Annotated in this window: 14 protein-coding genes and 1 pseudogene; 5 read left to right on the forward strand and 10 right to left on the reverse strand. The window is 59.8% G+C overall.

What is annotated here, in order from left to right; genetic code table 11:
• Positions 1-127 precede the first annotated feature (127 nt).
• The 4 genes and pseudogenes from EC915_RS14275 (at position 128) to EC915_RS14290 (ending at position 2,750) form a co-directional block, all read left to right on the forward strand.
• Positions 128-295: a rubredoxin gene (locus EC915_RS14275; protein ID WP_002555879.1), complete on the forward strand. Its 168-nt coding sequence runs from the start codon at positions 128-130 to the stop codon at positions 293-295.
• A gap of 31 nt (positions 296-326) precedes the next feature.
• Positions 327-1,475 (forward strand): NAD(P)/FAD-dependent oxidoreductase, encoded by a 1,149-nt coding sequence (locus tag EC915_RS14280; protein WP_133751187.1) that lies wholly within the window; start codon positions 327-329, stop codon positions 1,473-1,475.
• A gap of 188 nt (positions 1,476-1,663) precedes the next feature.
• Positions 1,664-1,933: pseudogene (locus EC915_RS14285) on the forward strand (HU family DNA-binding protein); the annotation flags it as partial.
• A gap of 445 nt (positions 1,934-2,378) precedes the next feature.
• The gene (locus EC915_RS14290) at positions 2,379-2,750 is read left to right on the forward strand and encodes an SCP2 sterol-binding domain-containing protein (RefSeq protein ID WP_133751188.1); all 372 of its coding nucleotides are present in this window, start codon (positions 2,379-2,381) and stop codon (positions 2,748-2,750) included.
• A 105-nt stretch (positions 2,751-2,855) separates the two neighbouring features.
• On the opposite strand, the gene EC915_RS14295 is transcribed toward EC915_RS14290, so the two are convergent.
• The 6 genes from EC915_RS14295 to exbB all read right to left on the reverse strand — a co-directional run bounded on the left by EC915_RS14295 (position 2,856) and on the right by exbB (position 9,577).
• A complete protein-coding gene (locus EC915_RS14295) occupies positions 2,856-4,250 on the reverse strand; it encodes an aminoacyl-tRNA deacylase and HDOD domain-containing protein (RefSeq protein WP_133751189.1) in 1,395 nt (464 codons plus the stop codon).
• An 84-nt stretch (positions 4,251-4,334) separates the two neighbouring features.
• Positions 4,335-6,410 (reverse strand): ATP-dependent DNA helicase RecG, encoded by a 2,076-nt coding sequence (gene recG, locus EC915_RS14300; RefSeq protein ID WP_133751190.1) that lies wholly within the window; start codon positions 6,408-6,410, stop codon positions 4,335-4,337.
• A gap of 8 nt (positions 6,411-6,418) precedes the next feature.
• Positions 6,419-7,348 (reverse strand): hydrogen peroxide-inducible genes activator, encoded by a 930-nt coding sequence (locus tag EC915_RS14305; RefSeq protein ID WP_133751191.1) that lies wholly within the window; start codon positions 7,346-7,348, stop codon positions 6,419-6,421.
• A 91-nt stretch (positions 7,349-7,439) separates the two neighbouring features.
• The gene (locus tag EC915_RS14310) at positions 7,440-8,183 is read right to left on the reverse strand and encodes an energy transducer TonB (RefSeq protein ID WP_133751192.1); all 744 of its coding nucleotides are present in this window, start codon (positions 8,181-8,183) and stop codon (positions 7,440-7,442) included.
• Positions 8,180-8,605 (reverse strand): TonB system transport protein ExbD, encoded by a 426-nt coding sequence (gene exbD / locus EC915_RS14315; protein ID WP_133751193.1) that lies wholly within the window; start codon positions 8,603-8,605, stop codon positions 8,180-8,182. Before exbD ends, EC915_RS14310 begins: the two co-directional genes overlap by 4 nt.
• Before the next feature lie 3 nt (positions 8,606-8,608).
• A complete protein-coding gene (gene exbB, locus EC915_RS14320; protein WP_133751194.1) occupies positions 8,609-9,577 on the reverse strand; it encodes a tonB-system energizer ExbB in 969 nt (322 codons plus the stop codon).
• 212 nt (positions 9,578-9,789) lie between these two features.
• Between exbB and EC915_RS14325 the strand changes: the two genes are divergently transcribed.
• The gene (locus tag EC915_RS14325) at positions 9,790-10,650 is read left to right on the forward strand and encodes an SDR family oxidoreductase (protein ID WP_133751195.1); all 861 of its coding nucleotides are present in this window, start codon (positions 9,790-9,792) and stop codon (positions 10,648-10,650) included.
• Between the two features lie 251 nt (positions 10,651-10,901).
• On the opposite strand, the gene EC915_RS14330 is transcribed toward EC915_RS14325, so the two are convergent.
• The 4 genes from EC915_RS14330 to rpoZ all read right to left on the reverse strand — a co-directional run bounded on the left by EC915_RS14330 (position 10,902) and on the right by rpoZ (position 14,565).
• On the reverse strand, positions 10,902-11,639 hold the full coding sequence (locus tag EC915_RS14330; protein WP_133751414.1) for a hypothetical protein: 738 nt from the start codon (positions 11,637-11,639) through the stop codon (positions 10,902-10,904).
• A gap of 62 nt (positions 11,640-11,701) precedes the next feature.
• Positions 11,702-12,082: a RidA family protein gene (locus tag EC915_RS14335; RefSeq protein ID WP_133751196.1), complete on the reverse strand. Its 381-nt coding sequence runs from the start codon at positions 12,080-12,082 to the stop codon at positions 11,702-11,704.
• Positions 12,083-12,133: 51 nt separating this feature from the next.
• Positions 12,134-14,242 (reverse strand): bifunctional GTP diphosphokinase/guanosine-3',5'-bis pyrophosphate 3'-pyrophosphohydrolase, encoded by a 2,109-nt coding sequence (spoT, locus tag EC915_RS14340; RefSeq protein ID WP_133751197.1) that lies wholly within the window; start codon positions 14,240-14,242, stop codon positions 12,134-12,136.
• Positions 14,243-14,301: 59 nt separating this feature from the next.
• Positions 14,302-14,565, reverse strand: a complete 264-nt coding sequence (rpoZ, locus tag EC915_RS14345; protein WP_133751198.1) for a DNA-directed RNA polymerase subunit omega — start codon at positions 14,563-14,565, stop codon at positions 14,302-14,304.
• Positions 14,566-14,632 lie beyond the last annotated feature (67 nt).

Genomic DNA, 14,632 nt, shown 5'->3' on the forward strand with positions numbered 1-14,632 from the left:
CCTTGAGTGTCGATGAAACTTGCGTCATCGCCCTGCGATCAGTAAAACGCCCAGACCCATTCGAAAGATGCGCAACGACCGCCGAACGTCTGGGCCCGTATAGCCTGTGAACCGAGAGAACCAACCGATGAAAAAGTGGCAATGTATTGTCTGTGGCCTTATTTACAACGAAGCCGATGGTTGGCCTGATGACGGCATTGCGCCGGGCACACTCTGGCAGGACGTGCCTGAAGATTGGCTCTGTCCTGATTGTGGCGTCGGCAAGATGGATTTCGAAATGATCGAAATCGGCTGATTCCCCTTTCCTGACTGACATGGAGATACGCATGAACGCGCCTGTGGTGATCATCGGTACCGGCCTTGCGGGGTACAACCTGGCCCGCGAATTCCGCAAGCTCGATGGCGAAACGCCGCTGTTACTGATCACCGCCGATGACGGTCGTTCCTATTCCAAACCCATGCTTTCCACCGGTTTTGGCAAGAACAAGGAAGCGGACGGCCTGAGCATGGCCGAGCCCGGCGCGATGGCCGAGCTATTGAAGGCCGAGGTTCGTACCCGCACTCGCGTCAGCGGTATCGACGCAGGCCACAAGCGGCTCTGGATCGGCGAAGAGTCGGTCCACTATCGCGACCTGGTTCTGGCCTGGGGCGCGGAAACCGTAAGGGTGTCGATCGAAGGCGATGCCAGCGATGCGATCTTTCCGATCAACGATCTGGAGGACTACGCACGCTTTCGCGCCGCTGCGGCAGGCAAGCGCCGGGTGCTGATTCTGGGTGTCGGCCTGATCGGCTGCGAATTCGCCAACGATCTCATCCTGGGTGGCTATGAGGTGGATCTGGTAGCGCCCTGTGAGCAGGTCATGCCCACCCTGCTGCATCCGGCCGCAGCGACAGCGGTCCAGGCCGGGCTTGAGAGTCTGGGCGCCCGGTTCCATCTGGGGCCGGTGCTTACGCGCCTGTCACGGGTCAAAGATGGCCTGGAAGCTCACCTCTCGGATGGCGAGGTGCTGCATTGCGATCTGGTCGTATCTGCTATTGGCCTGCGTCCACGCGTTGATCTGGCCGCCGCTGCCGGTCTGGAGGCGGGTCGGGGTGTGGTGGTCGACCGTCATCTGAAGACCTCCCACGCCAACATCTATGCCTTGGGCGATTGCGCTGAAGTCGACGGGCTCAATCTGTTGTACGTCATGCCGCTGATGAGTTGCGCCCGTGCGCTGGCGCAAACCCTGGCCGGGACGCCGACTGCGGTCAAATACGGACCGATGCCGATCACCGTGAAGACCCCGGTCTGCCCTTTGGTGGTGTCGCCTGTGCCGAAAGGCGCTCAAGGTGTCTGGACGGTGGATGGGCAGGGCGCTGATATCAAGGCACTGTGCCGGGATGCCGATGGAAACCTGTTGGGATACGCCCTGACTGGGACTGCCGTGATGGACAAACTGGCGCTGAACAAGGTCTTGCCGTCCTTGCTGGCATAAATACCTGTCGTTCTGTCGGATAAGGCACGGTTTTGTGGGGGCAAACGTTGCTCACGTACTGGCGCCGAATTCGGCAGCGTGCCATCCTCATTCCGGTCTGCCGCTACGTAGAGCCGTCGCGGCACCTGCTGGCCGCCCGCCAAGGGCTGCACGGGACATAAAAACAAAAACCGTAAAAGAGGCTTCATATGCGTAAACCAGAACTCGCAGCCGCCATCGCGGACAAAGCAGATCTCACCAAGGAACAAGCCAATCGCGTCCTCAATGCCGTTCTTGAGGAAATCACCAACGCGTTGAACAAAAAAAACAGCGTGACGCTCGTCGGTTTCGGCACCTTCCTGCAGCGCCATCGGGGTGCGCGTACGGGCAAGAACCCTCAGACGGGCGAACCGGTGCAAATAAAAGCCAGTAACACTGTCGCGTTCAAACCGGGCAAGTCTCTGAAGGACAGCGTCAATCCGGAGTCCGCATCCAAGCCGGCGCCAAAAACGGCACCAAAGCCTGCGCAAAAGGCCGCTCCGAAGCCCGCGCCGAAACCGAAAGCGGCTGCGCCGAAAAAGAAATAAGCGCTGCGCGCCTTGCGCAAGGCGTGCACGACGAGAGATGGGCATGCCAACGCGTTGGGTGCCCATTTTTATTGGCTGTCGGACGCTGTCTGTTACCTGACACGTTTTTTCGCGAATGAATTCGCCCCCACAGATTTCTCAGCGCTTGGTGAAGGTACTGCGACGCTATCGGGCCTGTCATGGGTCAGCACATTCCCGTAGGCAAGCGTATGGGGCCAGGCACATGTGCCTACTCCGCCACTTTGCGACCGATGAGTTCTGCTTCCTCATGCGCCCATCAAGCTCGATACACTGCGCGGCTTGCGCTATTCGCGCCTGATTGCCTGAGGCCTCGCCCATGAAATTTCGTCTTCTTCTCTGGATGCTCGGTCTGTTGATGGTTCGCGCCAGCCGCAACAATCCTGCCTTCAAACACCAATTGGCCGGCAAGGACCTGACCTTTCAGCTGCAGACCACAGATGGTAAGGTCGCTCGCCATTTTGTGGTCCGCGATCAGCGGGTCAGCAGCCGGGGAGGCGCCATCGCCGCGCCGGCATTTGCGATTTCATTCAAGGATGCGGCGTATGGTTTCGCCACGATGCAGGCGAAGAACAAGCAGCTGGCGTTCATGCAGGGGATTCAGGACAAGAATATTCAGATCACCGGTAACACCGGTCTGGTGATGTGGTTTCAGGGGTTGATGAAGTATCTGAAACCGAGGAAGAAGTGACAGGCCGATGAAGTTTGGGCCGTACGCTGAACCTGTGGACGCGAATGTCTTCGCGCCCACAAGGATCTTCAACCACCTCAGCATCAAGGTGGTTGAACGCTTCAATCAATGAAACTGTGAGGCCAGCTCGCGCAACGCTTTTTCGGCTTCCAAGACCTTCTTGACCACGTCTTCGGCCTTGTCACGGGTAAGGTCCAGACGCTCGAACAGCTCATCCGGAATGCTTTCCAGCGGGCCGGAGCCAATGCCTTCCTTACGCAACAGACGCACCGCCAGACACACCAGGTTGGCGTATTCGTGATGTTCTCCCGTGTAGTGCGGGTCGTGCTGGAAGCGCAGGGCCGTGGCCAGTTCATCGGGCATGTCCCAGTTGCGCATCAGCCAGGCGCCGATCTGTTCACGGGTGATACCCAGCAAATGTTGTTCTACAAAACTGTGATGCAGGTGCGGGTTAACCTCAATCTGCCGACAGATCAGCGAGAAATGCGGCGGGAAGACGTGAGCCAGCAACAGGTAACCGAAGTTATGCAGCAGGCCAGCCAGGTAGGTCAGCCCGCTCTCTGGACGTTTGGCGCGGGGCATGGCGCGAGTCAGGCCTTCGATAACCGCTGCGGTGTAGATCGATTGCTGCCAGTACGGCGTTGCCTGCTGCGGATGGTCTTTGGGCAGCGCCAGCGTCTTGCCCAGTGCCAGGCCCAGCGCCAGATTGATCACCAGATCGAAGCCCAGTACGCGAACGATGGCGTCCTCGACCGAGCGAATCTTGCCGGCAGAACCGTAATAAGGCGATGCCGCCCAACTCACCACTTGCGCCGCCAGCGCAGGATCGGTTTCGACCACGCCGGTGATGTCATCGATAGTGGCGTCCGGGTCGACCCGCAGCTTGATGATTCGCTGCGCGGTGTCGGCCAGCGGCGGGATCTCGACTGTAGCCTCCAGCCGCTGTTGAATACGGCGTGCAGTGAAGTTCTGCACCGCCTTGGTGATCTCCTCGCGATCGTCGTCAGGTCGCGTCAGGTTCGGTTGCACGGATGCGACCGGTTCACCAAAGATGGCAGCGCTGGATTTGCTCAAAAGCGTCTTGAAGTCATCGCTGCTGATTTCCAGCAGCAGGCCGGGCTCGCCCGAATCGATCAGGACGGTCGGCTCCTGCAGGATGCGTTCTTCATACAGGCAAGGCGAACTGGTCAGCGCCGGAAGCGCAGGCAAGGCGTGCAGGTTGTTCTTGCCCAGCATGCTGTCCAGATGCTCTTTCGTGACAGCCGTAAGCTTGCGCCCGGTCAGTTCGGTGATCCGATTGAGGTCCAGCAACTGGCTTTGCGGGAACAGAACCAGTAAGGCACCCACTGTGTCATGGACCAGGATGGCCTGGACTCTCTGCTCAACGGGGAGCGTCTGATCGTCCATGACTTCGCGGTAGCTGACGGCCGCTTTATCAAGCAACTGCCGGATGACGGACGGGGCGTGTTGGGCGTCGTTGATTTGGGCAGCTTCTGTCATGGTCTGTATCCAGATTCCTACAATTACTGAAGTATAACCAGCTTGGTTGTCATATAGGTGACACACGCACTCTTGCTGACTGCTTCACACTTGCCCGTACTGTTGGCCATGGCGTAACCAGCGTTCCAACAGTGGGCTGACGTGTGTGGGCCAGCGTTCGAGCAACGCCTGAGCAGCATCTCTGACTGCAGGCAGCAGGTCCGCGTCGCGCATCAGGTCGGCGACCTTGAATTGCAGAAGACCCGTTTGGCGTGTGCCGAGCATTTCACCCGGGCCGCGAAGCTCCAGGTCTTTTTCAGCGATCACGAAACCGTCGTTGGTCTCGCGCATGATCCCCAAACGCTGCCTGCCGATCTGCGATAAGGGTGGATGATAGAGCAGCACGCAATGACTCGCTGCACTGCCGCGTCCCACCCGTCCACGCAACTGGTGGAGCTGCGCCAGGCCCAGTCGTTCGGGATTCTCGATGATCATCAGGCTGGCATTGGGCACGTCTACGCCAACCTCAATCACCGTCGTGGCGACCAACAGCTGCAGGTTACCTTGTTTGAACTCGGCCATGACGGCTGCTTTTTCGACGGGCTTCATGCGACCGTGAATCAACCCGACCTTGAGTTCACCCAAGGCGCTGGTCAGCTCCTCGAACGTCGTCTCGGCCGCTTGGCACGTCAGCTCTTCGGATTCTTCGATCAGCGTGCACACCCAATACGCCTGACGACCCTCGGCGCAGGCATTACGGACGCGCTCGACCACCTCGATGCGACGGCTGTCGACGACCAGAACCGTGTTGACCGGCGTCCGGCCTGGAGGCAGCTCATCGAGAATCGAAGTGTCGAGGTCGGCGTAGGCACTCATCGCCAGCGTTCGCGGGATGGGCGTAGCGGTCATGATCAACTGATGCGGACACATCAGGCCACCGACGCCTTTCTTGCGCAGAGCCAGACGTTGCTGAACGCCGAAACGGTGCTGCTCGTCGATGATCACCAGGGCAAGGTTGTTGAACTGCACTTCGTCCTGAAACAGCGCGTGAGTGCCCACGACCATCGGCGCACCGTTGGCGATCTGCCCCAGCGACGCGGCGCGGGCTTTGCCTTTGAGCTTGCCCGCCAGCCATGCGGTTTCGATACCCAACGGCTCCAGCCAGCGGGTGAAGTTGATGAAATGCTGCTCGGCGAGAATCTCCGTTGGCGCCATCAGCGCGACCTGATAGCCCGCTTCCAGTGCCTGCAAGGCTGCGAGCGCTGCGACAACGGTCTTGCCCGCGCCGACGTCGCCTTGAATCAGCCGCAACATAGGCTCCTGCTGGCTGAGGTCATAGGCGATTTCCTTGCCCACCCGTTGCTGCGCGCCTGTGGGTGGAAAACCCAGGTTGGCCAGAAACTGTTTCGGCAGGCGCTTGGCCAATGGCAATGCAGGGGCACGCTGGGAACGCAGGCTTTCGCGCAGGCGCTGCTGGGACAACTGGTGCGTTAGCAGTTCCTCGAACGCCAGCCGGTGCTGAGCCCAGTGATGACCGAGGGCCAGTTCTTCGACGTCTGCGTCGGCGGGCGGGTTATGCAGGTAGTGAATGGCTTCAGCCAGCGGCGCCAGTTGATAGTCTCGCGCCAGTTCTTCGGGCAGCCAGTCGGGCAGACTTCTGGGGCCGAGCATGCCCAGGCTTTGCTGACACAACTGACGCAGGCGCTGTTGTGTCAAGCCTTCGGTTGTCGGGTAGATCGGCGTCAGCGTCTGTTCTACTGCAACATGTTCTTCGCCGGTAATGGCGCGGTATTCAGGGTGATAGATTTCAAGCCCCGAGGCGCCGGGCCGGGCTTCACCGTAACAACGCACGTGGGTGCCACGTTTGAGGCTGTCCTTTTGCGCATTACTGAAGTGATAGAAGCGCAGGCTCAACACGCCGCTGCCGTCGCCCAGCCGCACCAACAGGCTGCGGCGCTTGCCCATCACCACATCTGCGCCGCTGACCACGCCTTCGATCACTGCATCCTGCCCGGGCCGCAGGGCGCCAATGGGTACAACGCGGGTACGATCCTGATAGCGCAGGGGCAGGTGAAACAGTACGTCCTGAATATTCTCCAGGCCAACCTTCGCCAGCTTTTCAGCCATGGCCTGGCCGACGCCCTTGAGCGCCGTGACCGCCACGTGGGACAGCTCAGTCATACCGCCACTTAACTCGCTGGTGCCTGGGCTTTAGGGCGAGCGACGGAGCACAGACGGATAGAGTCAGCGAGGATCTCGATGGCTTTTGGTCGCGGGAAGCTCGCTCGCCAGGCGATGGCCACCGTGCGGAAAGGTACAGGCGCCGACAGCGGACGGACCTCAATCACGCCGGGGGCGTAATGATGGCTGTCCACTGCAGACATCGGCAGGATCGAAACCCCAAGACCCGACGCGACCATGTGTCGAATGGTTTCCAGCGAGCTGGATTCGACGGTGGTGTGCCTGGCGCTGTCACCGCCCTTGACCAGCGTCGGACAAGCCTCAAGCACCTGATCGCGGAAACAGTGACCTTCACCCAGCAGCAGCAGACTCTTGTCGTTCAGTGCCGAGGCATCGATGGTGCTTTTCTGCGTCCAGGGATGATCAGCCGGCATCAGCACGTAGAAGGGCTCGTCGTACAGTGACAGGGTCAGTACGTCGGCTTCGTTGAACGGCAGGGCGATGATGATCGCGTCGAGTTCACCGTTGCGCAGCTTGTCACGCAGCACGTGGGTGAAATTCTCTTCGATGTACAACGGCATTTGCGGGGCGACCCGATGCAGTTGCGGGATCAGATGCGGGAACAGGTAAGGACCGACGGTGTAAATCGCGCCAACCTTCAGCGGTGCCGTCAGTTGGTTCTTGCCCGTCTGGGCGAGTTCACGAATCCCTTGAGCTTGCTCGAGCACCTTCTGTGCCTGAGCCACGATGCCCTCGCCAACTGGCGTAAGACGGACCGCACTCTTGCTGCGCTCGAAAATCAGCACGCCGAGTTCATCTTCCAGCTTCTTCACGCCCACCGACAACGTCGGCTGGCTGACATGACAGCGCTCGGCGGCGTGGCCGAAATGCTGTTCTTGGGCGAGGGTAACGATATAGCGCAATTCTGTGAGGGTCATAGCGTGCGTCCATGAAGTTGCGGCCCCAGCATAGCGGGTGCAATCGATAGACGCACGTTATCAGGCCCTCTGTCTTTACAAAATCGTCATTTCAGCGTTTATCCAGCGAATAAACGAAAGGTGCGACGACTTCCAGGGTGCCATTGGTAAGCAATTCTGCCGGTGGCTTGGGCAATGGCTGGGCACGACGAATCATTTCCAGCGTGGCCCGATCCAGCGCCGCACTGCCAGAGCCGCCCGCGATTTCGTAAGACAGTACCCGGCCCTCACCATCGACCACGAAGCGCAGACGGTTGATGCCTTGCATACCGCGACGCCGGGCGTCTTCCGGATAGCGCTTGAACTTGCTCAAGTGACGCAACAGGTCGCCCTGCCAACTTGGCAACGCAGTGCTCGGTGGTGCTGGCGGAGCCTGCTCAGGCGCGGCCGATTTTTCTGGCTTGGCGTTTGACGGCGGAGTGTCTACCGGCTTTTCATCGGCAGTTTTCTCTTCCTTCGGCGGCTCGACCTTCTTCACCGGTTTGGGCGGCTGTGGCTTGGGTTTGCGCTTGACCGGTTTTGGAATGGCGATTTCCGGTTTCGGCGCCTCAGCGATAGGCGGAATCGGCAGTTGCTCTTCCGGCGCAGGGGGCTGCGGCGGTTGAACCACTTTGGGCGGTGGCGGCGGAGCGGGTTCGGGAGCGGGCGCCAGCTCGATCATCATCGCCGCCGGGGGCAACTCGATGGCCTGCGAGGCGGGCCAGCGCAGTGCGACGATAATCGCAACGGCGTGTATCGCCAGCACCAACAACAGACTACCGCTATAGCGCGTCAGTTTTTGGCGCGTATTGATCATTTCTTACCAACCGTCTCAAGACCCACCAGACCGACTTTCAGGTAACCGGCGCCACGCAGGAGGTTCATGACCTCCATCAAGTCGCCGTAGTTCACACCCTTGTCGGCCTGAAAGAAAATGGTCGTGTCTTTCTTGCCCTTGGTCTTGGCGTCCAGCACCTGACCGATCTGCCCGCGAGCGACCTTTTCATCGCCCAGGTACAGGCTCTGGTCGGCCTTGACGCTCAGGAACACAGGCTTCTCGGGTCGCGGCGCCGGTTTCGCCGTAGAGGCGGGCAGGTCCACCTTGATATCTACCGTGGCCAAGGGCGCCGCCACCATGAAGATGATCAGCAGCACCAACATGACATCAATAAACGGTGTCACATTGATTTCGTGGTTCTCGGCGAGGTCGTCGCCACCTTCGTTTAGATGCAGGCCCATGGTTTACCCCATTTTTACCCTGTGCGGCGGTTGAGCGCGGTCGGCGACGGGCTGGTGATCCAGATCGCGACTGACCAGCAACAGAACCTGAGCCGATGCGTCCGAGACTTGCGCCTTGTAACCGGCAATGGAGCGGGCGAACACGTTGTAAATGACCACCGCCGGGATTGCGGCGACCAGACCCAAAGCGGTTGCCAGCAAGGCTTCGGCAATGCCGGGAGCGACGACGGCAAGGTTGGTGGTCTGTGTCTTGGCGATGCCGATGAAGCTGTTCATGATGCCCCACACGGTGCCGAACAGCCCGACGAAGGGCGCCGTGGAACCGATGGTGGCAAGTACGCCGGTGCCCATGCTCATGTTGCGGCCACAGGCGGCGACAAGGCGCTCCAGGCGGAAGCTGACACGTTCCTTGATGCCTTCACGTTCGCGGCTGTTGACCGAAAGGTGCATTTCTTCCAGGGCGTCGTGAACCAGCAGATTCGCTAAAGTGCCAGGCTTCTTGGCAGTGGCGCTGGCTTCGTCCAGAGTACGGGCGCGCTTGAGGGCTGCGATTTCGCCCTTGAGGCGGCGCTTGGCACCCAGCAGCTCGAAGCCTTTGGCGATCCAGATGGTCCAGGTCATGATCGAGGCGATGGCCAGACCGATCATCACGGCCTTGACGACAATATCGGCGTTCTTGTACATGCCCCAGGGCGATAGATCGTGGGACATGCCCAGACTGTTATCTTCAGCGGCAGCTTCCATTGACTCGGCCGGCACCGCAGGGTCCTGAACGGCAGGCGCTGGCGTGTTGTCCACTGGCGTAGCGACAGGAGCGGCCGACTGGACTGCAGGCGTCGGTGAGGGAGCATTGGAGTCTGCGAAGGCGACAGGTGCCAGCATCAGGCTGAAAAGCATCGCTGCGATAGCGCGCCCTGCGCGTGGCAGGCCTGAAAACGAGATTGACGAAGCGGGGGATGGAGTAGGAGTCATGCTGGCCCGACCTGATATGAAAAAGGTGTTTCGTTCTGAATGCGTCACGCTGGCGCAAGGCGAGCGGAGGAGAACAAAGGGCCGACAGTATTGCAAGTAATTCTTGTTAACAAAAGTAATAGAGTATCTTTTTTTAAAGAAAATGCGCTCCGGCAACCGCCTCGGAGGCCCGTTTCATTGGTTCAAACCTACTTTTGATGTGGAGATTGGTCATGGCAGCGCCTTCGATTTTGATTGCTGGATGTGGCGACATCGGAGGGCGCCTGGCGTCCCGATTGTTGTCCGAGGGATGGACTGTACATGGCTTGCGCAGAAACCCGGCGAAGTTGCCTGCAGGAGTAAGAGGAGTCAATGGCGACCTGTTCGATGCGCGCATCCCCGGACAATGGCCTGAAGGCCGCATCGATTATCTGGTGTATTGCGCGACGCCCAGCGAGCGGGATGAGGCTGGCTATCGCGCCGCTTATGTCCAGGGGCTGCGGCATGTTCTGGGCTGGGTCGAGCGCAGTGGGCAGAAACCACGGCGGTTCCTGTTCGTTTCCAGCAGCAGTGTGTACGGCCAGCAGCACGGCGAGTGGGTCGACGAAGCTTCTCCGGCCGAGGCTACGGGCTTTTCCGGGCAAGTGATGCGCGAGGCCGAACAGGTTGCGCTCGGCAGTGGAGTGCCCGCAAGTGTTGTCAGGCTTACCGGCATCTATGGCCCGGGGCGCAGCGATTTGATGAATCGTGTTCGTCAAGGTTACAGCGTAGCGGTAGACCCGCCGGTATATGGCAACCGGATCCATGCCGATGACGCGGCCGGGCTGCTGGCGTTTCTGTTACAGGCTGACGCGCGGGGTGTCGCGCTGGATGACGTCTATATCGGTGTCGATGACGCGCCAGCTCCGTTGGCCGAAGTAGTGGACTGGATGCGTGAACGGCTGGGCGTGACGCAATGGTCGGAAGAACACAGTGTTCGGCGCGCAGGGAGCAAGCGTTGCAGTAACGCCCGTGCCAGGGCACAGGGCTGGGTTCCGCGTTATGCCAGTTATAAAGAGGGGTATGAGGCGATGTTGGCGGGAAGCCCGGATTGATTCTTGAGCCCTGACCTATGGGACGCCGTCCTCCCCCGGGCAAGATGCTGTGCTTTCCCTGATCAACCACGACCGCCTGTGGGAGCGAATTTATTCGCGAGAAGCCCATTCAGTCGACACATCTGTATTGCCCGATCTGTTTTTCTGGGAATAAATTCGCTCCCATAGGGGCTTTGCGCCCCACTTGAATCAGAGCGTTAGCCGAATCTGATGAGAGTGGGGCAACTCATGCAGGGGGAGGGGTATGCAGGTCAGTTCTTCTCCAGCACCCAGTGCCGTTCTCCTGGGCGAAGGTCTGGCATTTCGGTGGCTTGGGCGTTATTCACAGCCTGGAAAATTTCCAGCTGCTTGCCTTGCCGTACGAAGACCCACGGGTTACCGCGCTCATTCTTTTCCAGCCACATGCTGTCGTATTCGCCGCTCATGGCCGCGCAATCGCCAGCCAGACACAGCGCATATCGATCATTGCCCGGCAGGCCGGTTACGCTGCCATCCGCTTCGAATTCGACGACGCTACCCTGACCTTCGCCATTGACGATGGTCCATTTTCCGCCGAGATACGCGCTATAGAGCGCACGCTCAAAGCTGGTGCCCGGTGGGGCGCCGGCCGGTGCCGCTTCTTTCGGAGCACGGAAATGCTGCTCGGGACCCGTGTCGCTTGCACTTTGCACCAGTTCGGCGCCCTTCAACCCGAGAGCATCCGAAGCGCTGCCATAGACATTCACTTTCCACGTGCCATCCGGGTCCTTGGCAATCTTGCCCTCGGTCAGCTCAAAACCGTTATAGGACGTCGCCTGGCCAGCTGTTGTGTTGATGTTCCACTCCAGGGTCGGGCCGTTGGCGAGCAGCGACTGGCGCAGATTGCCACCTGCAGCTGCGGCATCAATGGCGGCCTGGTTGATCCAGACCCCTTCCGGGGCTTTATTGGAACGGCTGGCGCAACCGCTCAATAGCGCGGCCAGCAGCGAGAGGGCGAACGCAACGCGCATGGGCATAGCGGGGTCCTTCCTTTGCTCTGAGGAGCGGAGCGTTGATACGCTCCGCGAGGGTTTTACTCGATGACCAGTACAGCGTCCATTTCGACTTGGGCGCCACGCGGCAGTGCGGCCACGCCGATTGCGGCGCGGGCCGGGTAAGGCTGTTCGAAGTATTTGCCCATGATCTCGTTGACCTTGGCAAAGTGGCTGAGATCGGTCAGGAAAATGTTCAGTTTGACGATGTCCTTGAACGAACCGCCTGCGGCTTCTGCCACGGCTTTGAGGTTCTCGAAGACCTGGGTGGTCTGGGCTTCGAAGCCTTCGACCAGTTCCATGGTTTTCGGGTCCAGAGGAATCTGGCCGGACATGTAGACGGTATTGCCAGCTTTGATCGCCTGAGAATACGTGCCGATGGCGGCAGGGGCCTTGTCGCTGGAGATAACGGTCTTGCTCATGAAAAACTCCTGTTGGCGGTTGGCGGTTGGCGGTTGGCGGTTGGCGGTTGGCTACGCGCGCATGCGGGTGATGCGTATCACGCCAGTCAGGGCGCGTAGTTTCTTGATCACACGGGCCAGGTGCACACGGTCGTGCACGCTGACAACCAGATGGACCACGCTGATGCGACCATCGCGTTCATCCATGCTGATTTTTTCGATGTTGCCGTCGGCCGCGTTGACACTGCTGGCGAGCAACGCGATAAGCCCGCGTTGGTGCTCCAGCTCGACCCGCAGCTCGACGTTGAATTCGCCGGTGACATCCTTGGCCCAGGACAGCTGGATGCATTTTTCCGGGTTATGGCGGATTTCACTGATATTGCGGCAATTATCCAGGTGCACGACCATCCCTTTGCCCGCGGACAAATGGCCAACGATCGGGTCGCCCGGAATCGGCGTGCAGCATTTGGCGTAGCTCAGCACCAGGCCTTCGGTCCCGCGAATCGCCAGTGGCCCTTCGGCACTTGGCAGTTCCTCACCTTCGCCGGCCAGCAGGCGACGGGCAACCACATAGGCCATGCGATTACCCAGACCGATGTCTTCGAGAAGGTCTTCGATGACTTCGACCCGGTATTCGGTGAGGATCAACTGCAGGCGCTCGTTCGGAATCTTTTCCAGCGTGCTGTCGAATCCATTGAGCACCTTGTTCAGCAAGCGCTCGCCGAGGTTGATGGACTCTGAACGGCGTTGCAGCTTGAGCGCATGGCGAATGTGCGTGCGCGCCTTACCGGTGACCACAAAATTGAGCCAGGCCGGATTAGGCCGTGCGCCCGGTGCGCTGACAATCTCGACCGTCGAGCCACTCTGCAAGGGCTCGGACAGCGGCGCCAGCCGACGGTTGATCCGGCAGGCAATGCAGCTGTTTCCGACGTCAGTGTGGACCGCGTAGGCAAAGTCCACCGCCGTGGAGCCTTTCGGCAGCTCCATGATCCGGCCTTTTGGCGTGAAGACGTAGACCTCGTCCGGGAACAGGTCGATCTTCACACTCTCGATGAACTCCAGCGAGTTACCGGCGCGTTGCTGCATTTCCAGCACGCCTTTGACCCACTGGCGGGCGCGAGCGTGGGTGCCCTTGGGCTGCTCGTCGCCAGAAGACTTGTACAGCCAGTGTGCGGCAATGCCGTTGTTGGCCATCTCTTCCATTTCGCGGGTGCGGATCTGGATTTCGATAGGCACGCCGTGCATGCCGAACAGCGTGGTGTGCAACGACTGATAGCCGTTGGCCTTGGGGATGGCGATGTAATCCTTGAAGCGGCCAGGCAAGGGTTTGTACAAATTATGTACAGCGCCGAGTACCCGGTAGCAGGTATCGACCTTGTCAACGATGACCCGGAATGCGTAAACGTCCATGATCTCGTTGAAGGCCCGACGTTTGCCGCGCATCTTTTTATAGATGCCGTAGAGGTGCTTCTGTCGCCCGCTGACCTCACCTTCAATGCCGTCCACCGCCAGGCAGTGGCTCAGTGACTCTTCGATCTTGTTGACCAGTTCCTTGCGGTTGCCACGGGCGCGCTTGACGGCCTGACCGATGCGCGATGAACGCATGGGGTACATGGCCTTGAAACCCAGGTCTTCGAATTCGATGCGCACGCTGTGCATGCCAAGGCGATTGGCAATGGGAGCATAGATTTCGAGGGTTTCTTTGGCAATGCGCCGACGTTTCTCGCCGGAAAGCACTTCCAGCGTGCGCATGTTGTGCAGGCGGTCGGCGAGCTTGACCAGAATCACGCGGATATCACGCGCCATGGCCATAGCCATTTTCTGGAAGTTTTCAGCCTGGGCCTCGGCCTTGGTTTCGAAGTTCATCTGAGTCAGCTTGCTGACGCCGTCGACCAGTTCAGCCACGGTTTCACCGAATTGCGCACAGAGCGCTTCCTTGGCGATACCGGTGTCTTCGATCACGTCATGCAGCATCGCGGCCATCAGGCTCTGATGGTCCATGTGCATGTCGGCAAGGATATTGGCCACCGCCAGCGGATGCGTGACGTAGGCTTCACCGCTGCGACGGCGCTGGCCGTCGTGGGCTTGTTCGGCGTAGAAATACGCCCGGCGGACCAGATTGACCTGGTCGGCGCCGAGGTAGGTCGACAGGCGATCGGCGAGGGCGTCTATGCTCGGCAAGATGAAGCTCCTTGCCGAGGGCTTTGACCCTGCGCCTTGCTACGTCGACCGGGCATAGCTTAGACGGCCTCGCTGGACTCGTCCTCGAACGCTGCGAACAGAGGTTCGTCTTCGACGATTTCAGCTTCTGCGATGACGGCATAGTCCATCAGGCCCGCTGCGATTTCGCGCAGGGCAAGAACGGTAGGCTTGTCATTTTCCCAGGCCAGCTTTGGCTCTTTGCCGCCTGTCGCCAGTTGGCGCGAACGTTTTGTGGCGAGCATGACCAGCTCAAAACGGTTATCTACATGTTCCAGACAGTCTTCAACGGTCACGCGGGCCATGGGTATTCCTCGTAGCGAATGCGATATGCGCGGTGCCCGGATGGGCGAGCGGACTCGGTAGTTTACA

The organism is Pseudomonas sp. LP_7_YM, from assembly GCF_004364435.1.
Lineage (GTDB): Bacteria > Pseudomonadota > Gammaproteobacteria > Pseudomonadales > Pseudomonadaceae > Aquipseudomonas.